The organism is Pseudomonas sp. ICMP 561, assembly GCF_002699985.1.
Taxonomy (GTDB): domain Bacteria; phylum Pseudomonadota; class Gammaproteobacteria; order Pseudomonadales; family Pseudomonadaceae; genus Aquipseudomonas; species Aquipseudomonas quasicaspiana.
Map to the genome: position 1 here is coordinate 26,185 of NZ_LKBT01000009.1, position 22,376 is coordinate 48,560.

Consider the following 22,376-nt stretch of genomic DNA (forward strand, 5'->3'; position numbering starts at 1 on the left):
GATCCGATTTAGGCTCGCAAATCCAATCCCGGTGGGAGCGAATTCATTCGCGAAGAGGGCGGTACATCCGCAGGCTATTTATCTCCTGAAATACCGCCTTCCCGAATAAATTCGGTCCCAATGGATAGCGCCGCTCTTAAGAAATAACTCATATCCAGAACCAATATACCTTTGAATCATTGGCTTTCTGTAGCCAAAGTCTGACTAAATAGCCCCCTGATAAACGTTCGTAACCAACAGGGAAATGTTATGCAACTGGGCAGTGTGGTTTTACTCTTCGTTGCGCTGGCGATCGCCATCGTATTCATGGGCTTCAAGGTTGTGCCGCAGGGCTACCAATGGACGGTCGAGCGCTTCGGTCGATACACGACAACCCTCAAGCCGGGCCTGAACATCATCGTGCCGGTGATGGATCGCATCGGACGCAAGATCAATGTCATGGAAAGCGTGCTCGACATCCCGCCTCAGGAAGTCATCACGGCTGACAACGCGACGGTACAAATCGACGCTGTGTGTTTCTTCCAGGTCGTTAACACCGCGCAAGCGGCTTACGAGGTGAACAACCTCGAACATGCCATTCGCAATCTCCTGCAAACCAACATCCGTACTGTGCTTGGCTCCATGGAGCTGGACGCGATGCTCAGCCAGCGTGACAACATCAACGAGCGCCTGCTGCGTACCGTGGATGAAGCGACGGCCCCGTGGGGCATCAAGATCACCCGTATCGAAATCAAGGACATCAGCCCGCCTGACGACCTGATGGCGGCGATGAGTGGTCAGATGAAGGCCGAGCGGATCAAGCGCGCGCAAATCCTCGAAGCCGAGGGCCTGCGAGCGGCGGCGATTCTGACTGCCGAAGGCAAGAAGCAGGCGCAGATTCTTGAGGCTGAAGGTGGTCGTCAGGCGGCGTTCCTCGAATCTGAAGCGCGTGAGCGTCAGGCCGAAGCAGAAGCACGCGCCACTCAGGTGGTGTCCGAGGCCATTGCCAGCGGCAATGTCCAGGCGGTCAATTACTTCGTTGCGCAAAAGTACATCGATGCACTGGGCAAACTGGCTTCAGCCAACAACAGCAAAGTTATCCTCATGCCTCTTGAGGCCAGTCAGGTCATTGGCGCTGTGGGCGGTATCGGCGAAATCGTCAAAGCTACCTTCGACAGCAAGAAGTCCTGAGGCACGCCCTATGGAATACCTGCAAAACCTGTCGTTCTGGGACTGGCTTGGGCTGGGCACCATCTTGCTGATTCTCGAAGTATTCGGCGCGGGCGGCTATCTGCTGTGGATGGGCGTGGCGGCTGCAGCGGTAGGGGTCATGACATTCATCATTCCAGGGATGATCTGGACTTTTCAGTTCCTGCTGTTTGCGGTGACCTCGGTGCTGACCGCGTTGTATTGGTGGCGACGTCAGCGCACGGTGAACCGACCCTCGGATCAGCCCGGTCTGAACATGCGCGGCCAGGAACTGATCGGTCGCGTGTTTACCGTTCAGAACGAGATTGTCGATGGGCGGGGCAAGATCAAGGTTGGCGACAGCGTCTGGCTGGTGAACGGGCCTGATACCCCGGTCGGTAGTCAGGTACGGGTGATCGGCCAGGATGGGGCGATATTGCGGGTTGAGGCGCTTTGAATAACACCTGACCCCTGTAGGAGCGCGCTTGCCCGCGATAGCGTTGAGTCAGGCACCGGTGTGCTATCTGGAAGACTGCTATCGCGGGCAAGCGCGCTACTAAAGGCGTCGTCGCATCCACCACGGAACTACCGCATCACTCCCGTTATCCAACAGTTTCAGAACAATCACTGTTGGAGTACCTCATCATGCGTCTCAAGCTCGCTGTCGCCACGTTTGCTCTGCTTTCTCTCCCGGTTGGTTCAGCAATGGCTGACGCTGGGTTCTGGCGTGATGTCATTTCTTCTGGCGCCACTACCGGCTCCACTTACCTGACCTTCAAGGATCACAAACTGATCGTTGCTGCTCAAGACGACGCAGGCAGCTTTGTTGCCAGCGACGGCGGCATCCGTGGTCCCTTCCTGGAAGCTGCCATCCAGCAGGTTCGCAGCGAGAACCCAGGCCTGAATGCTTCGGACATGGATCTGGCCAACGCCATCCTGGCCAAGAATCTGGTTGCTGAAAACCAGTAATTTAGAGATAAAAAAAATGCCGCTCATTGAGCGGCATTTTTTATGGCTGGCTGTTCGGCTTACTCGCCGATAGCTGCCTTGTAGCCTGCAGCGTCCAGCAGTTTCGCCAGATCAGCATCGGCAGCACTTGGCTTGATTTTGAAAATCCATGCACCGTAAGAGTCGTTGTTCAACGATTCTGGCGCGTCGCCCAGTGCTTCGTTGACTTCGACGACTTCGCCAGCAATCGGCGAATAGATATCGGAAGCGGCTTTCACCGATTCAACGACACCCGCAGCATCACCAGCGGCGAAGACTTTGCCGATTTCCGGCAGTTCAACGAACACCACGTCGCCCAGTGCTTCCTGAGCGTGGTCAGAAATGCCCACGACAATCAGGTCACCTTCCTTCTTTGCCCATTCGTGGCTTTCAGCAAAACGCAGTTCGGCGGGGATATTGCTCATTTAGTCATCCTCAACATCGGGTCAGCGGTAAACCCGCCAGGAAAATTCAGATCAGGGCTTTGCCATGACGTACAAACGCGGGCTTCACCACGCGAACCGGGTACCATTTGCCGCGAATTTCGACTTCGGCACGGTCAGCAGTGGCCATTGGCACGCGTGCCAAGGCAATCGACTTGCTCAGCGTAGGAGAGAAACTACCACTGGTGATCTCTCCTTCGCCAATTTCTGCGATGCGCACCACTTGATGAGCGCGCAAAACGCCGCGCTCTTCCAGTACCAGACCAACCAGTTTGGAGCCAACACCGCGTGCGCGTTCGGCTTCCAGAGCGGCACGGCCGATGAACTTGCGGGAGGCAGGCTCCCAGGCAATAGTCCAGGCCATGTTAGCTACCAGAGGCGTGACTTGCTCGTCGATGTCCTGCCCATACAGGTTCATGCCTGCTTCAAGGCGTAAGGTATCTCGTGCGCCCAGCCCGATTGGAGAAATACCAGCGCCCACCAGATCGTTGAAAAAACCAGGTGCCTGTTCAGACGGCAGAATGATTTCCAGGCCGTCTTCGCCGGTGTAGCCGGTACGTGCGATAAACCAGTTGGCGTCTTCGCGCCCTTCAAACGGCTTGAGCTGGCGGATCAGTTCGGCACGGGAGGCGGTGACCAGCTCGGCAATTCTGGCGCGGGCGTGGGGTCCCTGAATGGCCAGCATCGACAGATCATTACGTTTGTTCAGTTGCACATCGAAGTCATTCAGATGCACAAACATCCAGGCGAGATCTTTGTCGCCGGTAGCCGCGTTGACCACCAGACGATAACCGCTGTCAGTGAGGTAAACGATCATGTCGTCAATAACCCCGCCGTCGTTGTCGAGCATCGCGCTGTAAAGCGCTTGCCCCACATCCTTCAACCGGTCGACATCATTGGCGAGCAAATACTGCAGCCAGGTTTTTGCCTGACTGCCGGTTACATCAATCACATGCATGTGTGAGACGTCGAACACACCGCAATCCCGGCGCACCTGATGGTGCTCCTCGACCTGCGATCCATAATGCAACGGCATGTCCCAACCACCAAAATCGACCATCTTCGCGCCCAGGGCGAGATGCAGGTCAAAAAGCGGCGTGCGCTGTCCCATGGGTTTCTCCTTCCGGGCGTGGCGAAGGTGCGGACAGGCAAAAACGCTGACATGCCCCCTGTGTTTCGGGGTTTGGAGCAAATAGCAACATGTCGAACAGTCTGACAGACCACACCGATTGCGGCGCATTGTAGCCGCAAGGCTGTAGACCCGCACCTAACGAAATTGGCGGGCCGAGCGTCGGATCAAACCGATGACTGGCAACAGACCAACCAGGACCAGCGTCAGCGCGGGCAGGGCGGCGCGGGCCCATTCGCCCTCGCTGGTCATCTCGAAGATGCGCACCGCCAGCGTGTCCCAGCCGAACGGGCGCATCAGCAGGGTGGCGGGCATTTCCTTGAGCACATCGACGAACACCAGCAACGCTGCACTAAGTGCGCCAGGGACCAGCAGCGGTAGATACACCTTGAAAAACAATCGTGGCCCACTGACACCCAGACTGCGTGCCGCTTCCGGGAGGGAAGGGCGGATGCGTGACAGGCTGTTTTCAAGCGGCCCGTAGGCTACGGCAATGAAACGCACCAGATAAGCCAGCAGCAACGCAGCCAGACTGCCCAGCAGCAAAGGCTTGCCTGCACCGCCCAGCCAGCCGGAAACCGGAATGACCAGTACGCGATCCAGATAACTGAAAGCCAGCATGATAGAAACGGCCAACACTGAACCTGGCAGTGCATAGCCCAGATTGGCCAGGCCAACCCCGGAGTTGATCGCCGGGGTCGGTGCCAGACGGCGGGCAAACGCCAACACCAGTGCCACGCTTACGGTAATCAGCGCGGCGATGCCGCCCAGATACAACGTGTGCAGGATCAGCCCGGTATAACGCTCATCCAGATCAAAGCGCCCGCGTTGCCAGACCCAGACAATAAGTTGCAACAGCGGGACCGCGAAGGCGCAGATGAACACCAGTCCACACCAGCAACTGGCAGCCGCCGCTTTGAGTCCGCGAAGGTGGTAAAGCGCTTTGACCCGAGGCCTTTCGTTGGTCGCCCGGCTCGCACCTCTGGCTCGGCGTTCGCCGTAGAGCACGATCATCACCGCCAGCAGCAACAGGCTGGCCAGTTGTGCTGCGCTGGAGAGGCTGAAGAAGCCGTACCACGTTTTATAAATCGCGGTGGTGAAGGTATCGAAGTTGAACACCGACACCGCGCCGAAATCGGCGAGGGTTTCCATCAGTGCCAATGCCACACCCGCACCAATGGCCGGGCGTGCCATGGGCAATGCGACGCGCCAGAACGCTTGCCAAGGTGTTTGGCCAAGCACTCTGGCGGCTTCCATCAAGCCTTTGCCCTGGGCAAGAAACGCTGTGCGCGCGAGCAGATAGACGTACGGGTAGAACACCAACACCAGCACGATGATCACGCCGCCGGTGGAGCGTACGCGTGGCAGTCGCAGCCCGGTGCCGAACCACTCGCGAAGCAAAGTCTGTACGGGGCCTGCAAAATCCAGCAGCCCGACGAACACAAACGCCAGTACATAGGCGGGAATCGCAAACGGCAGCATCAACGCCCAATCCAGCCAGCGTCGACCGGGGAATTCGCACAGGCTGGTGAGCCAGGCCAGACTGACGCCCAGCAGCGTGACCCCGATGCCCACTCCCAACACCAGTGTCAGCGTATTGCCCAGCAGGCGTGGCATCTGGGTTTCCCAGAGGTGGGACCAGATCTGCATGTCGATGGTTTGCCACGACAGCAGCAAGACGCTGAGCGGCAGCAGCACCAATGCAGCGATGGCGAAGACCAGTGGATACCAGCGGCGTTGGGCGGGATGGGCCAAGGGATGGACCTTAAAAGCATGGTTACGACATGGGCCTGTAGGAGCGCGCTTGCCCGCGATAGCTATCTTTCTGTCGAAAACTCTTCGGCTGAATAAACGCTATCGCGGGCAAGCGCGCTCCTACATCGGCAGGCGTCAGGCTGCGATCAATTCCAGCCCACCCGATCCATCATGCGGATCGCTTCGGCCTGGCGCTTGCCCGCAATTTCGACCGGAATGGTATCAGCCTTGAACTGACCCCAGCTCGCGACTTCTTCGGATGGGGCGACTTTCGGGTTGGCCGGGAATTCCTGATTGGTGCCCGCGAAGATCGCCTGTGCTTCAGGACCAGTCATCCACTCGACCATGGCCTTGGCGGCTTCCGGGTGCGGAGCATATTTGGTCAGGCCGATACCGGACAAGTTCACGTGTACGCCGCGGTCTGACTGGTTCGGCCAGAACAGCTTCACTGCCAGATCAGGATTTTCCTTGTGCAGTCGGCCATAGTAGTAAGTATTGACGATGCCGACATCGCACTGACCGGCGTTAATCGCTTCCAGCACCGCGATGTCATCAGAGAACACGTCGGTGGACAAGTTGTTCACCCAGCCCTTGAGGATCTTCTCGGAGGCCTCGGCACCATGGGTTTCAATCAGCGTGGCAGTCAGCGACTGGTTGTAAACCTTTTTAGCTGTGCGCAGGCACAGACGACCCTCCCAGTCCTTGCCAGCCAGGGCTTCGTAGGTCGTCAGCTCTTCGGGCTTAACACGATCAGTTGAATAGGCGATGGTCCGGGCGCGCAGGCTCAGGCCGGTCCAGCTGTGGGTCGACGAGCGATACTGCGCAGGAATGTTGGCGTCGATCACCGGAGAGGTGAACGGCTGCAGAATGCCCATCTGCTCGGCCTGCCAGAGATTACCCGCATCGACGGTGAGCAGCAGGTCGGCAGTGGCGTTTTCGCCCTCGGCCTTGATGCGCTGCATCAGCGGCGCTTCCTTGTCGGTGATGAATTTGACCTTTACGCCGGTTTTGGCGGTATACGCATCAAACACCGGCTTGATCAGCTCATCAATCCGGGATGAGTAAACCACTACCTCATCGGCAGCCTGTGCGGTGCTGCCGAGCACTGTCAGTGTCAAAGCAGCCAGAAGACGCTTGCTTGCCTGCATGGAGAGGTCTCGCGTTCGCAAAATGAGGCGAAATGGTAGTGAATCCCATTTGCCAAGTCTGGATAGACGAGTAACAGAATGTTGCTGGTTAGGTTTTTTGGATCCGTAGGACCGGCTTTAGCCGGGAGGGCAGTATTCCTGTAGAAACAAATGCTTTGAGCCTGCTGGCCTCCTCCCGGCTAAAGCCAGTCCTACAGATCAGATGGTTGCACTCAGAGACGCGCCAAATCCGGCAAGTCCCCACTCAGTCCCAGCGCCTGGCGCACAAAGGTCGCCTTGGCTTCCGGCATCTGGTTAACCATTTTCAGTCCTGTATTGCGCAGCCAGCGCAGCGGCAACTGGTCGGCCTGAAACAGCCGCTCGAAACCTTCCATAGCGGCCATCAGCGCCAGATTGTGAGGCATGCGTCGCCTCTCGAAGCGGCTCAGCACGCGCACATCGGCCAGTCGTTCGCCACGCTCATGGGCGTGCAGCAGCACTTCGGCCAGCACTGCCGCGTCGAGAAATCCGAGATTCACCCCTTGCCCCGCCAGCGGGTGGATGGTGTGGGCGGCATCGCCGATCAAGGCCAGACCTTCAGCGACATAACGCTTGGCGTGGCGCTGACGCAGTGGTACGCACACCCGAGGGTCGACGGCCAGCACAGGACCCAGACGGCCTTCGAAGGCCTGTTCAAGCTCGCGACAGAACGCATCATCGTCCAGAGCCGTCAACCGCTCGGCTTCTTTTGGGGTGACTGACCAGACAATGGAGCACCAATGCTCGCCTTCACGCTGCAACGGCAGGAACGCCAGTGGGCCATTGTCGGTAAAACGCTGCCATGCCGTTTTGCGATGCGGGTTGCTGGTACGCACGCTGGTCACGATAGCGTGATGCTGGTAATCCCATTCCCGGGTTTGAGTACCGGTCAGACGCCGAACCGCAGAGTTGGCACCGTCAGCGGCAATGATCAGCGGCGCACGCAGCAGACGACCGTCAGCCAGTGTCAGCAGCCAGTCATCTCCGGAGCGCCGCATTTGCTCCAGTCGCGCGTTGGCCAGCAGGCCGATATCGCAGTCGTGCAGACGGTCCAGCAGGGCGTCCTGAACAACGCGGTTTTCTACGATATGCCCGAGCACGTCGGCGTGGACGCTGGCTGCCGAGAAGTGAATCTGCCCCGTGCCGCTGCCATCCCAGACCTGCATTTCGCCGTAAGGGCTGGTGCGCCGACTGGCGATGCCTTCCCACGCGCCCAGGCGCTGCAGAATCCGTTGGCTGGCCGCGGACAACGCGCTGACCCGGGGTTCGAACATCGCCTGAGCGTCAAATGGCTTGACGCTCAGCGGACCGCCATCGACCACGATAACGTTCAAGCCGCTGCCCTGCAGGGCCAGTGCCAAAGCGCTGCCGACCATTCCGGCCCCGACAATCAGGAGATCTGCGCGGATTTCCATGCTTTAAATCGTTCCCGCTGATGGCGTAAGCCGGTGAGTGACAAAACGTAAATCAAACATTGGGACGAGTCCCCAGGCCCATGGCCTGACGCGCGAACCAGCGCTTGGCCGGAGGCAACAGATCAAGGCCCAGCAAACCGATGTTACGACCCGCTGCGATAAGAGGCTCATTACTGCCAAACAGGCGCGTGACCTGATCGGAAAAGCCGACCGTAAGCTGTTGATCCAGTCGCTGTTGCTCGCGATACAGCTGCAACGTTGGCAGGTCACCCGGCAGCGTATCGCTGGCCAGTAGCGTCTGCGCCAATGCGTGTGCATCCCGCAGCGACAGATTGAAACCCTGACCGGCAATCGGGTGCAGGCTGTGCGCAGCGTTACCCAGTACGACCAGATGTGAGCGGACTTGTTCTTCCGCTTCGATGAGGTTCAGCGGATACACATGCCGCACCCCGACCTGTTGCAGCGTGCCGAGGCGATAGCCGAACACGCTCTGCAGTTCGTTGAGAAAACTGCGGTCGTCCAGTTCGAGCAAGCGTTGAGTATCCGAACCCTTACGCGTCCAGACCAGCGCACAACGGTTTTCCGGCAGCGGCAACAGCGCCATTGGCCCTTCATCGGTGAAGCGTTCGAACGCCTGACCGCAATGGGCTTCGCTCGGCGTGATGTTGGCGATCAGTGCGCTCTGATTGTAAGGGCGCTGACGAACCCCGATACCCAGTTGTTCGCGCAGGCTCGAACGGCCACCGTCGGCGAGAACCGCCAGATCACATTCCAGTTCGGTTTCGTCGTCAAGCAACAGGCGATAACCATCTGGCAGCGCCTGCATGTGTTTGACTTCGGCCGGGACGCGCCAACTGACCACGTCTTTGTCCAGGCCCTGCCAGAGGCATTGGCCCAGCCAGGCGTTTTCCACCACATAACCCAGCGCGGGTACGCCTTCCTCCATCGCCGACAGGCGCGCAGACCCGAACCGACCACGGTCAGACACTTGAATCTGCAGGATCGGCTCGGCGCGGCGGGCGATGGCTTGCCACAGGCCAAGGCGCTCGTAGATTTGTCGAGCACCGAAGGACAACGCCGAAGAGCGGGCGTCGTAGCTCGGCTGATACGTGTCACCAGGAGCGAACTGCTCGATCAATACGATCTTCCAGCCGCGCTCCTTCGCGCCGGCCTGCAAAGCCATGGCGAGGCTGGCGCCGACCAGGCCACCGCCGACGATTGCCAGATTGAAACGGCTCATGCAGCAAATTCCGGTTGATTGCGGGCTGCGGCCATCAATGCCTCGATTTCCGTGACGGTTTTGGGTACGTCACCGGTAAGAATTTCACAGCCTTTTTTGGTCACCACGACGTCATCCTCGATTCTTATACCGATACCGCGCCATTTCTTCGCAACCTGCTGATTGTCAGGGGCGACATAGATACCCGGCTCGACCGTCAGGGTCATGCCGACTTCCAGTACCCGCCATTCGCCGCCGACCTTGTAGTCGCCGACGTCATGTACATCCATCCCCAGCCAATGCCCTGCGCGGTGCATGTAAAAAGCCTTGTAGGCTTCGTTGGCGATCAGCTCATCCACATCGCCTTGCAACAAGCCCAGTTCCACCAGACCTTCGGTAATGACCTGGACAGTTGCTTCGTGTGCCTGATTCCAGTGTTTATCCGGGCCAATGGCCGCAAACGCAGCTTCCTGAGATTTGAGCACCAGCTCATAAATTGCTTTCTGCTCAGGAGAAAACTTGCCGCTGACCGGGAAGGTCCGGGAGATATCGCTGGCGTAACAGTCAATCTCGCAACCCGCGTCGATCATCACCAGATCGCCATCCTTGAGCAGCGCATCGTTTTCCTGGTAGTGCAGGATGCAGGCGTTGCGGCCCGAAGCAACGATAGAGCCGTAGGCAGGCATCTTCGCGCCGCCTTTACGGAATTCATAATCCAGCTCGGCTTCGAGGCTGAACTCATGCAACCCGGGGCGACAGGCTTGCATCGCACGAACGTGAGCGCGGGCGGAAATCCTCGCAGCTTCACGCATCACTTTGATTTCTGCCGCCGATTTATACAGACGCATGTCGTGGAGCAGGTGATCCAGGGCAACGAATTCGTTTGGCGGCTGAGCGCCCAGATGGGCTTTGGAGCGGATCGCATTGATCCACTCCATCAGGTGCCGATCAAACTCCGCGTTGCTGCCCATGGCCGAGTAAACCCGGTCACGGCCTTCGATTAGGCCGGGAAGGATATCGTCGATATCGTTGATCGGAAACGCGTCGTCAGCGCCGAAGTCGCGGATGGCTCCCTCCTGCCCGGCGCGTAGCCCGTCCCACAGTTCACGCTGAGGATTGCGCTCGCGACAGAACAGCACGTACTCGCCATGTTCACGGCCGGGTATCAACACCACCACCGCTTCAGGTTCCGGGAAGCCGCTCAGGTACTGGAAGTCGCTGTCCTGACGATACACATGTTCGACGTCGCGATTACGTATCGCCACGGCGGCAGCGGGCAGAATGGCGATGCTGTTGGGTTCCATCTGCGCCATCAAAGCCTTGCGTCGACGAGCGTATTCCGACTTTGGGATGTGGATCATAGGCAGGCAGGTTCCCTTTTTAAGCGCCGCGACCATCGTCCGGATGGGCGATGGTCGCGAAAGCGGCGATGAAGGATCAATGCAACGAAGGTTTTGGCTCGGCAGGCTTAGTGGCTTTGTTCAGCTCGGTAAACAACAGCAGCGGTGCGACGCGCAGGTATTCCATGACCTCCATGTAATCGCTTTCGCCGTCGTCGGACTCTTCCAGCGCGTCCTGCACCTGAGCGATGGCCGCCAGATCCTGCAATACTTCCATGGCTTCGGCACTCAAGGCAGTGTCTCCGGCAGTCAGACCAAAACCGGTGAGGAAGCCCTGACACCACTGGCCCAGCGCGATGGCGCGCTCGGCAAGCGGCTCGTCGTCACTCGGGAGCAGTAGAACAACGGTCATGTCGTCACTGGTGAGTTCGCCTTTGACCATTTCCTGCAAGCCGATAAGGGCCTGGCGAACATTGTCTTCGGGGACGGACTCAAGCAACTCTGCCGCGTCGTTCAACCAGTCACCGGAATCGAAGCCGGAACCGGCGCAACTGCGGCCCAGCAACAAGCCGTGCAGTTCAGCGGGAGAGACAGGATGACCGCTGCTGCTGAGCAGGGTGGCGAATGCTTTGTACGGGGAATTCTGAATGGGCATGGGTAGCTAGTCGCCAATCGGCTCAGTGTCTAGAATGAAGGCTTGTATCCTAGACTATCCGGGCCACAAGATCATCTACACGGCCGTAGGCGGCGCTTCAGAGGCCGTGGCGTAAAGCCAGCTCCTGTGCCACTCATCAGAAAGTATTCAGTGGGAACCAATGGAAGACACCGACCTGCAAGCGCTGATGGCCCGACTGGAATTACTGATCACTCGAGTCGAGCAACTAAAACGCCAAAACGGACTCCTATTAGCTCAGGAAAAGTCGTGGCGCGAAGAACGCGCTCATTTGATTGAAAAAAACGAAATCGCCCGGCAGAAGGTCGAGACAATGATTTCGCGCCTCAAGGCCCTGGAGCAAGACTCATGAGCAATGGCAACAGCGTCACCGTACAGATCCTCGACAAAGAATATTCGATCATCTGCCCTCAGGAAGAGCGCACCAATCTGGTCAGCGCCGCGCGTTATCTGGATGGCAAGATGCGTGAAATCCGCAGCAGCGGCAAAGTAATCGGTGCCGACCGGATCGCTGTGATGGCCGCGTTGAACATTACTCACGATTTGCTCCATAAGCAGGATTTGCCCGACCTGCAGGCCAGTGGCTCAACTCGCGAACAGGTCCGCGACCTGCTGGATCGCGTTGATCTGGTGCTTGCCACAGACTCCGATTTGCCTCCGGATGCGCCTCGGGGCTGAAATTTCTCACAAGTTTCGGTATACTTGCGCCGCTCCCTGGAGTGCTTGCCAGTCGGTCATGTCCCTGAGCCGATACGCACAACCACGGGGGTTGCACGTTGGGGTTGGTGTGCATGTCCGCTCGACGGAAAGCCTTAAAACCTCCTGCAATCTCCACCTTGAACTTTCGGGTTCAAGGGCTACACCGACAGCGGTTCGTCGGGGAGTCTCAATTCTGAGTGTTGCCGGTTTCATTCGACAACACTGTCCACGAGGTCGTCGCCCTGGCGTCCTCGATCCTGGTTCAACCGTGATGGATCAGTCTGCATGTCCCGCCGCTCATGACCAGTGACGCACCGCTCACACGCCAGCAATTGCGCCGACAATTACGTCAGGCTCGCCGCGCCTTGAGCGCCAGTGAACAGCGCGAAGCGGCACGCGGCATTTATCGTCAACTGGCTCAACATCCCCTGTTTCGTCGCGCCAGGCACATCTCGCTTTACCTGCCCATGGATGGCGAGATTGATCCGCGGCTATTACTGCGCGCCGCACAGAAACGCGGCAAAGCCACTTATCTTCCTGTGCTCAGCGCCTGGCCTAGAACCAAGATGGTGTTCCAGCGGTTCAAGCCCGGGGAGAAACTCAAACCCAACCGCTTCCGCATTCCAGAGCCGCGTGTCAATCCGGCGAAACAGCGCAAAATCTGGGCGCTGGATTTGATCCTGATGCCGTTGGTAGGTTTTGATGATGAAGGCGGGCGCTTGGGTATGGGCGGCGGCTTCTACGATCGCAGTCTGGCGTATCGCTCACGCATAAAAGCCTGGCAAAAGCCTGTATTGCTTGGGCTTGCCCATGAGTGTCAGAAGGTTGAGCGTCTGGCGCAAGCCAGTTGGGATGTGCCGCTGGATGGCACAGTGTCGGATAAGCGCTGGTATCTGGTTTGAGATCCGGGCTTTCGAACTGTAGGAGCGCGCTTGCCCGCGATAGCGTCAGGTCAGGCAATGAATATTTTGTTTGGAAATACGCATCGCGGGCAAGCGCGCTCCTATGGGGATCACGGCAAGTTAGTGTCGCGAAGGATACTTCTGCTGCTGTTGAGTGATCTCGACCGGTGCATCAGTCTTGCTGGCCCATAAACTTTGCGCATAACCCGTAGTGACGACACCCAAGCCGAACAAAATAACCAAAATCCAAAGTAAATCCGGCTTGCGTTTCATTGACTGCCCTCCTTAGGCAAATCAATACGATGTCAGCATCGGTTTTTTGTATAGGCCGTGCAGCAGCGTGGAGCTTAAAATCCCGGCATTTTGCGACAACACGTGCTCACACGCAAACGTTGACGCCAGCCGACTGTCGGTTTGTCATAAAACTGTCTGACAACTTGTCCGCGGCACATTTCAGGAGCAACAAATATGGCCTACTGGCTGATGAAATCAGAGCCCGATGAGCTCTCTATCACTGACCTTAAAAAGCTTGGCACCGCGCGCTGGGACGGTGTTCGCAACTATCAGGCGCGTAATTTTCTACGTGACATGGCGGTTGGCGATGAATTCTTCTTTTACCACTCCAGTTGCCCGGAGCCCGGTATTGCCGGGATTGCGCGCATCACCCAGGCAGCGTATCCGGATCCGACTGCGCTGGATCCGAAGAGTCACTATTGCGATGCCAAGGCCACTGCTGACAAAAATCAGTGGAGCGCAGTCGATGTGGCTTTCGTTGAAGCCTTCCCGAAAGTACTCAGCCTGGGTTATTTGAAGCAGCAAAGCGCGCTGGAGGAGTTACCACTGGTGCAGAAGGGCACTCGCCTGTCCGTCATGCCAGTGACCGCCGAACAGTGGGCGGCGATCCTGGCATTGCGTTAACCGTTACTGAACGATGAAGTTGTTGAACAACAAATCTTCAACGATCGGCTTGCCTTCTTCGTCATTCATGACTTGCTGAACCTGCTTGAGCGCTTCCTGACGCAGCTTCTCTTTGGCTTCGGCACTGGTCATGGTGTCGACGGTCTGCTGAGTAAACAGCGCCACCAACTGGTTGCGGATCAACGGATCATTACGCTTTACCGCAGCCTGTGCTTCCGGACCGGTCACTCGCAGAGCGATATCGGCCTTGAAGACGCGTAGCTTCGGGCCGCCATCCAGTGCGTAATTGCCCACGAAAGGTGGTGTCAGGGATACATAGGCAACCTTGGGCGCCTCACCTTCTTTGGCCGCTTCTTCATTCGCCAGCGCCATGGTTGGCAACGACAAGGCCAACAACATCAAGATCCACGCTTTCACAGTCCACTCCTTTATCCGGTTTGCCGCCTAGCTTACTTGAGCTTATGCATGAGTATCAGGGCGGATCATGCTCATTGACCCGAAAATCTACATACCTGAACGTATCGGCCACAAATCCAAAAGGAATAGTCCGATGAAAGCCTTGCTGTGCAAAGCGTTCGGCCCCGCCGAAACCCTCGTCCTTGAAGACATCGCCAGCCCGCAAATCAAGAAGAACGAAATCCTGCTGGATGTGCATGCCGCCGGGGTCAACTTTCCCGATACGTTGATCATCGAAGGCAAGTACCAATTCAAACCGCCATTTCCCTTTTCCCCAGGTGGAGAAGCGGCAGGTGTTGTCGCTGCGGTTGGCGAAAAAGTCAGCCATCTCAAAGTCGGCGACCGAGTGATGGCTCTCACCGGCTGGGGCAGCTTTGCCGAGCAAGTCGCCGTACCCGCATACAACGTATTACCCATGCCGCCCGCCATGGACTTCAATACCGCCGCCGCTTTCAGCATGACCTACGGCACCTCCATGCACGCGCTTAAACAACGCGCCAACCTGCAAGCCGGCGAAACCTTGCTAGTGCTCGGGGCTTCGGGGGGCGTCGGTCTGGCCGCTGTTGAAATCGGCAAAGCCATGGGCGCCCACGTTATCGCCGCGGCCAGCTCTGCGGAAAAGCTCGCCGTTGTCAAACAGGCTGGCGCAGACGAGCTGATCAATTACAGCGAAGCCAATCTGAAAGAGGAAATCAAACGCCTCACCAGCGGCAACGGCGTCGACGTCATCTACGACCCCGTCGGCGGTGACCTCTTCGATCAGGCCATCCGCTCCATCGCCTGGAACGGCCGCCTGCTGGTCGTCGGCTTCGCCAGCGGCCGCATTCCCGAACTGCCGGTCAACCTCGCACTGTTGAAAGGTGCTGCCGTGATCGGCGTGTTCTGGGGATCATTTGCGCAACGTCAGCCGGAAGATAACGTCGCGAACTTCCAGCAATTGTTTGGTTGGTATGCGCAGGGCAAGTTGAAGCCGTTGGTATCGAAGGTTTTTCCGCTGGAGGAGGCGGGGTTGGCGATTGATTCGTTGGGGGAGAGGCGGGCGGTTGGGAAGGTGGTTGTAGTAGTTCGGTAAGTATGCAGTGTGAGTTGATGCACTGAAGTCTGCATAGAGCATCCGCCGCCGTGATCGGTTGGCGGATGTTCTTGAGCTACAACACCTCCCTCAGCTGCATTGGCAACAGGTCAGCATAAAACGCTCGGGGATTTTCCCTGCACCCTTCAATAATCGCGGGTTTTGCCATGTCGAAATCGTTGATTAATGTCTGCCTTTCCTCTTCCGCTACGAACGCGCTGATCACGGCTCCGTTGAGCAGGTAATTTCGGGTGTCACGAAATGTTTTTGCTTCCTCGACGGGGAGGCTGTGTCGAGTCCAGATCAACTCGTTATTTAGCTGACTGCAACGCAGTTTCTTCAGTTCGACGTTAGCGCTGAGGCTCGAGATATTGGGTGTCTGAGCATCGAAGTCGTAACTCAAAAGAATACTTTCACCGTCAGGTTTATCTACAGGCGGTGTCCAGGCAGTGAAGCGCCAGGTTGGTGCCACTTGCTTCACTGCTTCGGCGAGCCGCGGGTCTGAAGCCTTGACGATGTCTTTGAATAACACTGTGCCGTTGGCGTTGATGAATAGTCGAACCTTGACCTTCCCACCCTCTTTGTTCCTGAGCATTTCCTCGGGGTATTCGGCATGAGGCAGATATAGGGGTTTTGGGTAGGAAGTGGCTGCCTGTGTGGTGAGCGACAATGAGAGGCTCACGAGAATCAGGAAAATGCGCATGTTGAAATCCTTTGGACTGACGATCACAACAGCGTCCGAATCTGCTGAGGTAAATAATCCGCATATCTAGCATCCGGATTTCGCCTGCATTCCTTGATGATTCTTGGAATGGCGCTCTCAAGTTCTGCAAACAACACAGCGCGCTTCTCCGGTTGCGCCACCTGATAAGCGACGTAGCTTCCGGCGAGGTACTGGCGTGTGTGCCAGAACACATCAATCTTGTTCAGGGGATCCTTTGGGTAATCGAGCTTGCTGGTATTGGCCTCGTAGTTGAGATACGCGCAGAGCGTATGTTCCAGGCCGACGGTTATTTCCTTCGAAAACGGCTCAATGCCGCGAGCGCCGAAGAGAATCGGGACGACGATGCTGACGTTGCCGGGCTTGCCTTCAGCAACCTCCCATGGCTGATAGCGCCATTTGACGATGGCGCGCAGGGCTGCCTCGGACAGTTTGGGGTGGCTACTCTCGATGACTCTTATACCCTGCACCGTGCCGAAAGCGCTGATGGTCAGGTTGATCAGCACCTTACCGGTGTAATGCGATTTCACCAGTTCCTGAGGATATTCAGGGTTCGGTCTGGAAATGGGGATGAGCAGGGCGTCGCTTGCCAAGACACCCGTGGAAAACCAGCCAATCAAAATAAACACGAATAACTTCACTACCTACCTCTAGCGGTCACGGGCGCGGGGTGGCCCTGCAGGCTGCGATGGTAGGTGCCTGCTGCGTAGGAGCAGAACCCCGCGACTTCCGATACGGCTGTAGGAGTGATCCTAAAAATTCGTATTCAGTTACACATTGAGGGCATGTTCATAAAACAACACGACCTACTCCGCATCTCCTACAAATTCTCGGACGAGAAGCAGTGCTTTTTTCTGTAATGAAAATGTAATATTCGCTTTCGCGCAGAAAAATAAAAAATGGAGTCTCTCGATGTTTGCTTTCTTCCGTCCCGCCGCACATCAGGCGCCCCTGCCTGAAGAAAAGGTCGACAGTACCTACCGACGTCTGCGCTGGCAGATTTTCGCGGGTATCTTTATCGGCTACGCCGGTTACTACCTGCTTCGTAAAAACTTCTCGTTGGCGATGCCTTATCTGATCGATGAGGGTTATACCCGTGGACAGCTGGGTGTGGCGATGTCGGCCATTGCAATTGCCTACGGCTTGTCCAAGTTCCTGATGGGCATCGTTTCCGACCGTTCCAACCCACGATATTTCCTGCCTTTCGGTTTGCTGGTGTCGGCGGGCGTGATGTTCATATTCGGCTTCGCGCCCTGGGCGACGTCCAGCGTGACGATCATGTTCATTCTGTTGTTCGTCAACGGCTGGGCGCAGGGCATGGGCTGGCCGCCGAGCGGACGGACCATGGTGCACTGGTGGTCGCAGAAAGAGCGCGGCGGTGTGGTGTCGGTTTGGAACGTGGCGCACAACGTGGGGGGCGGTCTGATTGGTCCGCTGTTCCTGTTGGGCCTGGGCTGGACCAACGACTGGCACGCAGCATTCTACGTGCCTGCCGCGGTGGCGTTGCTGGTTGCAGTGTTTGCTTTCGCGACCATGCGTGACACCCCGCAATCGGTTGGTTTGCCACCCATCGAGCACTACAAGAACGACTATCCGGAAGGCTACGATGCCAGCCACGAAGAAGAATTTTCTGCCAAGGAAATCTTCGTCAAGTACGTGCTGCGCAACAAAATGCTGTGGTACATCGCCTTGGCTAACGTGTTCGTTTATCTGCTCCGCTATGGCGTGCTGGACTGGGCGCCGACCTACCTGAAAGAAGCCAAGCACTTCACGGTCGACAAGACGTCGTGGGCTTACTTCCTCTATGAGTGGGCCGGTATTCCGGGCACGCTGCTGTGTGGCTGGATGTCGGACAAGATCTTCAAAGGCAACCGCGGCCTGACGGGCGTGGTGTTCATGGTTCTGGTGACCGTTGCGACACTGGTCTACTGGCTGAATCCGCCGGGTAATCCGACCGTCGATATGATCGCGCTGGTCTCCATCGGCTTCCTGATCTACGGCCCGGTCATGTTGATCGGCTTGCAAGCACTTGAGTTGGTACCAAAAAAAGCAGCGGGTACAGCGGCAGGCTTTACGGGTCTGTTCGGCTACCTGGGTGGCTCGGTCGCCGCCAGTGCAGCAATGGGCTACACCGTTGACCACTTCGGTTGGGATGGCGGGTTTGTCTTGCTGATCGGTGCTTGCGTGCTGTCTATCGTCTTCTTGCTGCCGACGTTGTGGCATAAGCAGGTAGCGAGTACGTCGCGCTAAGTTGTCCTGTTCGGTAGGAGCCAACTTGTTGGCGAGGCGTCGGTTCTGCGTAATCAGGAATATCGTCTCGCGAACAAGTTCGCTCCTACCGGTCTACACCACCTGGCAATCCGCCCCGCAGCGCCTTAATCGCGCCTCCAGATTCAGATCCGGCATGGCGTGAATGCGCAGTGCGTTGGCGGTTTGTTCGACGTAGTCGCGCGTGGTGCCGTAGCGCCCGCTGGCGCTGGCCAGCACCTGACTGAGTACGCTGTCCGGCAAATTGCCTGCGTAACTGGGTAGATGTCGCTCCAGCACAAATCCGAGCGCTTGAACCCGTCGGCCGTCAGCAAGGCGGCAGCTGAGCCAATGTGGGCGGTAGGAAGGGAAGGGCATTTCTCGCTGCCACAGGGCAAGCAGCGATTCTTCAAGATTGTCCTCCGGCAAGCGGTAGGCAAAGCCACTGCAGGAGCCGCCGCGATCCAGACCAAAGACCAGCCCCGGCATTTCCGGCGTTCCTCGATGCTCGTGCGACCACAGGTACAAACCGCGATGGTAACCATGAATGCGTCCGCGTTGGCGCTCTATGGCTGTGCACTCGGGCCGCCAGATTAGTGATCCATAAGCAAATAGCCAGACCGGCCCACCCTCGTGGCGTTCCATGGTTTGTTTCATCGAGAGCATCAACTGCTCGCGGGTCAGCTGCGGACCCAGATCGATAACGGGTGGATACGTCAGCCCCAGACTGTCGTGAACGGCCGCTGACAAGCTGTTGATTTGATTCTCCATTCGGGCTCCCCTGGCCTGTACGCTGCCAGTTGTAGCGGATCTGAGTGAGTGACGCGCTGCAACGCGAGCTTAGATAAATCGATGACGTGCCCCGGCTTGATGACCAGGCCGACGGGCGATCACGTTTCACGGCTGAAACAGTTGCATCTATTTAATTAAAAAAACAATGCAATTAGCAATCCATGCAAGTTAACCCCTAACGGATTTGCGGAATCTTCCCGATGAACGACGTGTAATGGTCACGTTTAATTTAAGGATGATTCCTACATGACATTGGGATCATTCCGCTTACAGAGTCAACCACCCGAGTCGTATAACGCCCAGCCTCAAAGTCATAAGCAGTAGATCCGGGCATGAAAGTAGATGCGGTTATAAAGGTGATGTCGCTTTTAGCGCTGGGCGCTGGGGCCCTGCAAGCAACGGCTGACGTACAGGCGAAGTCGGACAGGGAAGGCTTTTGGGTCGTGCAGACCAGTGTGTACACGAGGCATTTCTCGCCCTCGCCAGAGCATAACAACCGCCAAAACCTTATCGGACTTGAGCGTAACGAGGCGTCAGGACTGGTCTATGGCGGCGCTGCTTTTCGCAACTCGTTCGCGCAACGTTCCGTGTATGGCTATGTGGGCAAGCGCTTCAACAGCAGCCGGTTTCCCGCTGTTTACCTGAAAGTCACAGGTGGTCTGCTGCATGGCTACCGGGGCGAGTACCGTGACAAGATTCCGCTGAATCGCTACGGCGTAGCACCTGTGATCATTCCTGGAGTGGGAATCAACTTTGGGCCTGTCGTCGCGGAAGCCGTCCTGTTGGGGGCTTCCGCTGCGATGCTTAACGTAGGTTTGCGCTTTTGACAGCGTCCTGATCAGGGCCGCGGCGCGTAGGCAAAGACGTCGGCACGCATTTGATGTGCATCCATTCCGGCGCTGACCAAGGCGTCGAGGGTGGCGTAGATCATGGCCGGTGAGCCGCTGGCGTAGACGTGTACCGCCGACAGGTCGTCGATGTCTTCGCAGACGGCTTCATGAAGCATGCCGCATCGTCCTTCCCAGCCACATAAGTCGCTGACCACTTTGTGAAGGAAGAGGTTAGGCAGTTTTTTCCACTCTTCCCAATGCTTGATCTCGTAGAAGTCGTCCGGACGACGCGCGCCCCAGTACAAGTGCACCGGGTGAGCGAAACCTTTCGCGCGGCAGTGTTCGATCAGGCTGTGCATCTGCGCCATACCGGTACCGGCGGCGATCAACACCAGCGGGCCATCAGGCAGATCGGCCAGGTGCGTGTCACCAAACGGCAGTTCGACGCGAGCCATCTGATCGCGTTGCAGTTGTTCGATCAGGCTTTGCGCGCTGGCTTCGCGGACCAGTACATGCATTTCCAGATCGCGACCGCTGTGGGGAGCGGACGCCAGAGAGAACGCCGATTTCTCGCCGCTGTCCTTGTGGATCATCAAGTACTGACCAGCGTGATAACGCGGCGGCTTGCCTGCCGGGGCACGCAAGCTGACACGCCAGACATCACCACCGACTTCAACGCACTCGCTTAACTGGCAGGCGAAGGTGCGCACCGGCAGCTCACCGAGAGCGAGCACACCGTCCCATAGCACTTGGCAGTCTTCCAGCGGCTCTGCAAGGCAAGTGTAGATCTCGCCGTGGGTCAGCTCGTCGTCGGCCTGTTTCACGCGGCCCTGCACCAGCAGCGCCGAGCACACATGGCAGTTGCCGTTGCGACAGCTTTGCGGGCATTCGTAACCCAAACGTTGCGCGGCATCGAGAATCCGCTCACCGGGCAAGGTTTCCAGCACTGCACCCGAAGGCTGCAAAGTCACGCGCATCAATCTATTCCTAACTGATTCCAGATTTCGTCGACCCGGCGAGTGGTGGCTTCGTCCTTGACGATCACCCGACCCCACTCACGTGTGGTTTCGCCTGGCCATTTATGCGTTGCATCCAGCCCCATTTTCGAACCCAGTCCGGAAACCGGTGAGGCGAAATCCAGATAGTCAATCGGCGTGTTTTCGATCATTACCGTGTCGCGCTTGGGGTCCATGCGCGTGGTAATGGCCCAGATCACGTCGTTCCAGTCCCGGGCATTGATATCGTCGTCGGTGACGATAACGAACTTGGTGTACATGAACTGTCGCAAAAACGACCATACGCCAAGCATCACGCGTTTGGCGTGGCCAGGGTACTGCTTCTTCATGGTCACCACCGCCATACGGTACGAGCAGCCTTCGGGCGGCAAGTAGAAGTCGGTGATTTCCGGGAACTGCTTTTGGAGGATCGGCACGAACACTTCGTTCAATGCGACGCCAAGAATCGCGGGCTCATCAGGTGGACGGCCGGTGTAAGTGCTGTGATAAATCGGCTTGATACGATGAGTGATGCGCTCGACGGTGAACACTGGGAAGCTATCGACTTCGTTGTAATAGCCGGTGTGGTCGCCGTACGGGCCTTCATCGGCCATTTCGCCGGGATGAATCACGCCTTCCAGAACGATTTCCGCGCTGGCGGGCACTTGCAGGTTATTGCCACGGCTCTTGATCAGCTCGGTACGGTTGCCGCGCAGCAAACCTGCGAAGGCATATTCGGAGAGGCTGTCCGGCACCGGCGTCACAGCGCCGAGAATCGTCGCCGGATCTGCACCCAGCGCAACGGACACCGGGAATGGCTCGCCAGGATGCTTGAGACACCATTCCTTGAAGTCCAGCGCGCCGCCACGATGGCTCAACCAGCGCATGATGACTTTGTTGCGGCCGATGACCTGTTGGCGATAAATGCCCAGATTCTGCCGTTCTTTATTCGGACCGCGAGTCACGGTCAGGCCCCAGGTGATCAGCGGGCCAACGTCGCCAGGCCAGCAGGTCTGAACGGGTAGCATGCCCAGATCCACATCGTCGCCTTCAATGACGATCTCCTGGCAAGGGGCGTCTTTGACAACCTTGGGGGCCATGGAGATGACTTTTTTGAAGATCGGCAGCTTGGACCAAGCGTCTTTCAAACCCTTGGGAGGCTCGGGCTCTTTGAGGAATGCCAGCAGTTTGCCGATCTCCCGCAGCTCGCTGACTTCTTCAGCGCCCATGCCCATGGCGACGCGTTCTGGCGTGCCGAACAGGTTGCCCAGCACCGGGATGTCAAAGCCCACCGGCTTTTCGAACAGCAGAGCCGGGCCCTTGGCGCGCAAGGTCCGATCGCAGATTTCGGTCATTTCCAACACTGGGGAAATGGGCATCTGAATGCGTTTCAACTCTCCGCGCTGCTCAAGCTGCTGCACGAAATCCCGTAGATCCTTGAATTTCATTA

25 protein-coding genes and 1 other RNA gene are annotated in these 22,376 nt (G+C 57.5%); 11 read left to right on the top strand and 15 right to left on the bottom strand.

The window, feature by feature from the left end:
• Window positions 1–249: 249 nt before the first annotated feature.
• The 3 genes from AO242_RS08385 (at window position 250) to AO242_RS08395 (ending at window position 2,136) form a co-directional block, all read left to right on the top strand.
• Window positions 250–1,170, top strand: a complete 921-nt coding sequence (locus AO242_RS08385; protein ID WP_027901293.1) for an SPFH domain-containing protein — start codon at window positions 250–252, stop codon at window positions 1,168–1,170.
• 10 nt (window positions 1,171–1,180) lie between these two features.
• Window positions 1,181–1,624, top strand: coding sequence for an NfeD family protein (locus tag AO242_RS08390; protein WP_099268361.1), 444 nt, complete (start codon window positions 1,181–1,183; stop codon window positions 1,622–1,624).
• A 188-nt stretch (window positions 1,625–1,812) separates the two neighbouring features.
• Window positions 1,813–2,136 carry a DUF2388 domain-containing protein gene (locus tag AO242_RS08395; protein ID WP_027901291.1) on the top strand — a complete coding sequence of 108 codons (324 nt, stop codon included), beginning with the start codon at window positions 1,813–1,815 and terminating at the stop codon, window positions 2,134–2,136.
• A 59-nt stretch (window positions 2,137–2,195) separates the two neighbouring features.
• On the opposite strand, the gene gcvH is transcribed toward AO242_RS08395, so the two are convergent.
• The 8 genes from gcvH to AO242_RS08435 form a co-directional block, all read right to left on the bottom strand.
• On the bottom strand, window positions 2,196–2,579 hold the full coding sequence (gcvH, locus tag AO242_RS08400; RefSeq protein WP_027901290.1) for a glycine cleavage system protein GcvH: 384 nt from the start codon (window positions 2,577–2,579) through the stop codon (window positions 2,196–2,198).
• A gap of 46 nt (window positions 2,580–2,625) precedes the next feature.
• Complete coding sequence (gene gcvT, locus AO242_RS08405; protein WP_099268362.1) at window positions 2,626–3,708, bottom strand: glycine cleavage system aminomethyltransferase GcvT; 1,083 nt, start codon at window positions 3,706–3,708, stop codon at window positions 2,626–2,628.
• A 156-nt stretch (window positions 3,709–3,864) separates the two neighbouring features.
• The gene (locus AO242_RS08410; RefSeq protein ID WP_099268363.1) at window positions 3,865–5,481 is read right to left on the bottom strand and encodes an ABC transporter permease; all 1,617 of its coding nucleotides are present in this window, start codon (window positions 5,479–5,481) and stop codon (window positions 3,865–3,867) included.
• Between the two features lie 146 nt (window positions 5,482–5,627).
• Complete coding sequence (locus AO242_RS08415) at window positions 5,628–6,629, bottom strand: extracellular solute-binding protein (RefSeq protein WP_099268364.1); 1,002 nt, start codon at window positions 6,627–6,629, stop codon at window positions 5,628–5,630.
• A gap of 212 nt (window positions 6,630–6,841) precedes the next feature.
• Complete coding sequence (locus AO242_RS08420; RefSeq protein WP_176560592.1) at window positions 6,842–8,056, bottom strand: 2-octaprenyl-3-methyl-6-methoxy-1,4-benzoquinol hydroxylase; 1,215 nt, start codon at window positions 8,054–8,056, stop codon at window positions 6,842–6,844.
• A 58-nt stretch (window positions 8,057–8,114) separates the two neighbouring features.
• Window positions 8,115–9,302 (bottom strand): 2-octaprenyl-6-methoxyphenyl hydroxylase, encoded by a 1,188-nt coding sequence (gene ubiH / locus AO242_RS08425; protein WP_099268366.1) that lies wholly within the window; start codon window positions 9,300–9,302, stop codon window positions 8,115–8,117.
• A complete protein-coding gene (gene pepP / locus AO242_RS08430) occupies window positions 9,299–10,642 on the bottom strand; it encodes a Xaa-Pro aminopeptidase (RefSeq protein WP_027902402.1) in 1,344 nt (447 codons plus the stop codon). Before pepP ends, ubiH begins: the two co-directional genes overlap by 4 nt.
• Before the next feature lie 76 nt (window positions 10,643–10,718).
• Window positions 10,719–11,276, bottom strand: coding sequence for a YecA/YgfB family protein (locus tag AO242_RS08435; protein WP_027902403.1), 558 nt, complete (start codon window positions 11,274–11,276; stop codon window positions 10,719–10,721).
• Between the two features lie 160 nt (window positions 11,277–11,436).
• On the opposite strand from AO242_RS08435, the gene AO242_RS08440 reads away from it, so the two are divergent.
• From AO242_RS08440 to AO242_RS08455, 4 genes are all read left to right on the top strand, one after another.
• A complete protein-coding gene (locus tag AO242_RS08440; protein WP_027902404.1) occupies window positions 11,437–11,646 on the top strand; it encodes a TIGR02449 family protein in 210 nt (69 codons plus the stop codon).
• Window positions 11,643–11,972 carry a cell division protein ZapA gene (locus AO242_RS08445; protein WP_027902405.1) on the top strand — a complete coding sequence of 110 codons (330 nt, stop codon included), beginning with the start codon at window positions 11,643–11,645 and terminating at the stop codon, window positions 11,970–11,972. Before AO242_RS08440 ends, AO242_RS08445 begins: the two co-directional genes overlap by 4 nt.
• Window positions 11,973–12,002: 30 nt before the next feature.
• Window positions 12,003–12,181: non-coding RNA, 6S RNA (gene ssrS / locus AO242_RS08450), on the top strand.
• Window positions 12,182–12,292: 111 nt separating this feature from the next.
• On the top strand, window positions 12,293–12,895 hold the full coding sequence (locus AO242_RS08455) for a 5-formyltetrahydrofolate cyclo-ligase (RefSeq protein ID WP_099268367.1): 603 nt from the start codon (window positions 12,293–12,295) through the stop codon (window positions 12,893–12,895).
• 120 nt (window positions 12,896–13,015) lie between these two features.
• On the opposite strand, the gene AO242_RS08460 is transcribed toward AO242_RS08455, so the two are convergent.
• A complete protein-coding gene (locus AO242_RS08460; RefSeq protein WP_049826714.1) occupies window positions 13,016–13,168 on the bottom strand; it encodes a hypothetical protein in 153 nt (50 codons plus the stop codon).
• Window positions 13,169–13,363: 195 nt separating this feature from the next.
• Between AO242_RS08460 and AO242_RS08465 the strand changes: the two genes are divergently transcribed.
• Window positions 13,364–13,813 carry an EVE domain-containing protein gene (locus AO242_RS08465; RefSeq protein ID WP_099268368.1) on the top strand — a complete coding sequence of 150 codons (450 nt, stop codon included), beginning with the start codon at window positions 13,364–13,366 and terminating at the stop codon, window positions 13,811–13,813.
• Window positions 13,814–13,816: 3 nt separating this feature from the next.
• Here the strand turns inward: AO242_RS08465 and AO242_RS08470 are convergent, their stop codons facing one another.
• The gene (locus AO242_RS08470) at window positions 13,817–14,230 is read right to left on the bottom strand and encodes a flagellar basal body-associated protein FliL (protein ID WP_027898174.1); all 414 of its coding nucleotides are present in this window, start codon (window positions 14,228–14,230) and stop codon (window positions 13,817–13,819) included.
• Between the two features lie 133 nt (window positions 14,231–14,363).
• On the opposite strand from AO242_RS08470, the gene AO242_RS08475 reads away from it, so the two are divergent.
• Window positions 14,364–15,341, top strand: coding sequence for an NADPH:quinone oxidoreductase family protein (locus tag AO242_RS08475; RefSeq protein WP_099268369.1), 978 nt, complete (start codon window positions 14,364–14,366; stop codon window positions 15,339–15,341).
• Between the two features lie 76 nt (window positions 15,342–15,417).
• Here AO242_RS08475 and AO242_RS08480 read toward each other — a convergent pair whose 3' ends face one another.
• Both AO242_RS08480 and AO242_RS08485 read right to left on the bottom strand, forming a co-directional pair.
• Window positions 15,418–16,044: a TonB family protein gene (locus AO242_RS08480; RefSeq protein WP_099268370.1), complete on the bottom strand. Its 627-nt coding sequence runs from the start codon at window positions 16,042–16,044 to the stop codon at window positions 15,418–15,420.
• 23 nt (window positions 16,045–16,067) lie between these two features.
• Window positions 16,068–16,703 (bottom strand): energy transducer TonB, encoded by a 636-nt coding sequence (locus tag AO242_RS08485; RefSeq protein ID WP_099268371.1) that lies wholly within the window; start codon window positions 16,701–16,703, stop codon window positions 16,068–16,070.
• Window positions 16,704–16,974: 271 nt separating this feature from the next.
• On the opposite strand from AO242_RS08485, the gene glpT reads away from it, so the two are divergent.
• Entirely contained in the window at window positions 16,975–18,312 is a 1,338-nt protein-coding gene (gene glpT / locus AO242_RS08490; protein WP_099268372.1) for a glycerol-3-phosphate transporter, read from the top strand.
• A gap of 93 nt (window positions 18,313–18,405) precedes the next feature.
• Here glpT and AO242_RS08495 read toward each other — a convergent pair whose 3' ends face one another.
• Entirely contained in the window at window positions 18,406–19,080 is a 675-nt protein-coding gene (locus AO242_RS08495; protein ID WP_099268373.1) for a gamma-glutamylcyclotransferase, read from the bottom strand.
• A 380-nt stretch (window positions 19,081–19,460) separates the two neighbouring features.
• Between AO242_RS08495 and AO242_RS08500 the strand changes: the two genes are divergently transcribed.
• The gene (locus tag AO242_RS08500) at window positions 19,461–19,928 is read left to right on the top strand and encodes a sn-glycerol-3-phosphate transporter (protein WP_257153399.1); all 468 of its coding nucleotides are present in this window, start codon (window positions 19,461–19,463) and stop codon (window positions 19,926–19,928) included.
• An 11-nt stretch (window positions 19,929–19,939) separates the two neighbouring features.
• Here the strand turns inward: AO242_RS08500 and AO242_RS08505 are convergent, their stop codons facing one another.
• On the bottom strand, window positions 19,940–20,908 hold the full coding sequence (locus AO242_RS08505) for a CDP-6-deoxy-delta-3,4-glucoseen reductase (protein WP_099268375.1): 969 nt from the start codon (window positions 20,906–20,908) through the stop codon (window positions 19,940–19,942).
• The gene (ubiD, locus tag AO242_RS08510; protein WP_099268376.1) at window positions 20,908–22,374 is read right to left on the bottom strand and encodes a 4-hydroxy-3-polyprenylbenzoate decarboxylase; all 1,467 of its coding nucleotides are present in this window, start codon (window positions 22,372–22,374) and stop codon (window positions 20,908–20,910) included. The genes AO242_RS08505 and ubiD overlap by 1 nt, the downstream gene beginning before the upstream one ends.
• Window positions 22,375–22,376: the final 2 nt, after the last annotated feature.

Coding starts and splice junctions, on each gene's coding strand:
- gcvH (WP_027901290.1), bottom strand. CDS start 2,579: ATGAGCAATATCCCCGCCGAACTGCGTTTTGCTGAAAGCCACGAATGG.
- AO242_RS08455 (WP_099268367.1), top strand. CDS start 12,293: ATGACCAGTGACGCACCGCTCACACGCCAGCAATTGCGCCGACAATTA.
- AO242_RS08395 (WP_027901291.1), top strand. CDS start 1,813: ATGCGTCTCAAGCTCGCTGTCGCCACGTTTGCTCTGCTTTCTCTCCCG.
- AO242_RS08445 (WP_027902405.1), top strand. CDS start 11,643: ATGAGCAATGGCAACAGCGTCACCGTACAGATCCTCGACAAAGAATAT.
- AO242_RS08440 (WP_027902404.1), top strand. CDS start 11,437: ATGGAAGACACCGACCTGCAAGCGCTGATGGCCCGACTGGAATTACTG.
- ubiD (WP_099268376.1), bottom strand. CDS start 22,374: ATGAAATTCAAGGATCTACGGGATTTCGTGCAGCAGCTTGAGCAGCGC.
- AO242_RS08480 (WP_099268370.1), bottom strand. CDS start 16,044: ATGCGCATTTTCCTGATTCTCGTGAGCCTCTCATTGTCGCTCACCACA.
- pepP (WP_027902402.1), bottom strand. CDS start 10,642: ATGATCCACATCCCAAAGTCGGAATACGCTCGTCGACGCAAGGCTTTG.
- AO242_RS08465 (WP_099268368.1), top strand. CDS start 13,364: ATGGCCTACTGGCTGATGAAATCAGAGCCCGATGAGCTCTCTATCACT.
- glpT (WP_099268372.1), top strand. CDS start 16,975: ATGTTTGCTTTCTTCCGTCCCGCCGCACATCAGGCGCCCCTGCCTGAA.
- AO242_RS08495 (WP_099268373.1), bottom strand. CDS start 19,080: ATGGAGAATCAAATCAACAGCTTGTCAGCGGCCGTTCACGACAGTCTG.
- AO242_RS08500 (WP_257153399.1), top strand. CDS start 19,461: ATGTCGCTTTTAGCGCTGGGCGCTGGGGCCCTGCAAGCAACGGCTGAC.
- AO242_RS08390 (WP_099268361.1), top strand. CDS start 1,181: ATGGAATACCTGCAAAACCTGTCGTTCTGGGACTGGCTTGGGCTGGGC.
- AO242_RS08505 (WP_099268375.1), bottom strand. CDS start 20,908: ATGCGCGTGACTTTGCAGCCTTCGGGTGCAGTGCTGGAAACCTTGCCC.
- gcvT (WP_099268362.1), bottom strand. CDS start 3,708: ATGGGACAGCGCACGCCGCTTTTTGACCTGCATCTCGCCCTGGGCGCG.
- ubiH (WP_099268366.1), bottom strand. CDS start 9,302: ATGAGCCGTTTCAATCTGGCAATCGTCGGCGGTGGCCTGGTCGGCGCC.
- AO242_RS08415 (WP_099268364.1), bottom strand. CDS start 6,629: ATGCAGGCAAGCAAGCGTCTTCTGGCTGCTTTGACACTGACAGTGCTC.
- AO242_RS08460 (WP_049826714.1), bottom strand. CDS start 13,168: ATGAAACGCAAGCCGGATTTACTTTGGATTTTGGTTATTTTGTTCGGC.
- AO242_RS08385 (WP_027901293.1), top strand. CDS start 250: ATGCAACTGGGCAGTGTGGTTTTACTCTTCGTTGCGCTGGCGATCGCC.
- AO242_RS08475 (WP_099268369.1), top strand. CDS start 14,364: ATGAAAGCCTTGCTGTGCAAAGCGTTCGGCCCCGCCGAAACCCTCGTC.
- AO242_RS08435 (WP_027902403.1), bottom strand. CDS start 11,276: ATGCCCATTCAGAATTCCCCGTACAAAGCATTCGCCACCCTGCTCAGC.